The 469-nt window shown below is 68.4% G+C and carries 1 protein-coding gene; it reads left to right on the top strand.

What is annotated here, in order from left to right:
- Window positions 1–469: transposase (locus Q0937_RS17930; RefSeq protein ID WP_299306374.1), on the top strand; the 469-nt coding region annotated here is incomplete at both ends.

Genomic DNA, 469 nt, shown 5'->3' with positions numbered 1-469 from the left:
GATCCGCGACGGCGGGGTCGTGACCAACAAGGCCTGCCACGTGGCTGTCGGCGTGGATATGGAGGGCCGCAAGCAGGTGCTGGGCCTCTGGCTGGGGGTCACCGAGGGCGCGAAATTCTGGGCGAACATCCTCACCGAGATCCGCAACCGCGGCACCAAGGACATCTTGATCCTGTGCTGCGACGGGCTGACCGGGCTGCCGGCCGCGGTGGGCAGCATCTACCCGCAGACCGTGGTCCAGACCTGCGTGGTCCACCTGCTGCGCTCGGCGATGAAGTACGCCTCCTACTCCGACCGCAAGACCATGGCCAAGGACATGAAGCCGATCTACACCGCGGCCACCGTGGCTGCCGCCGAGCTGGCACTGGAGGCCTTCGCCGAGACGTGGCAGGCGAAGGCGCCGGGGGCGGTGCTGGCGTGGCGGAACGCGTGGGAGGACTTCATCCCGTTCCTGGCGTTCACGCCCGAG

Source organism: uncultured Brachybacterium sp. (assembly GCF_947500705.1).
GTDB lineage: Bacteria > Actinomycetota > Actinomycetes > Actinomycetales > Dermabacteraceae > Brachybacterium.
This window is presented reverse-complemented; position numbering and strand designations above follow the sequence as displayed.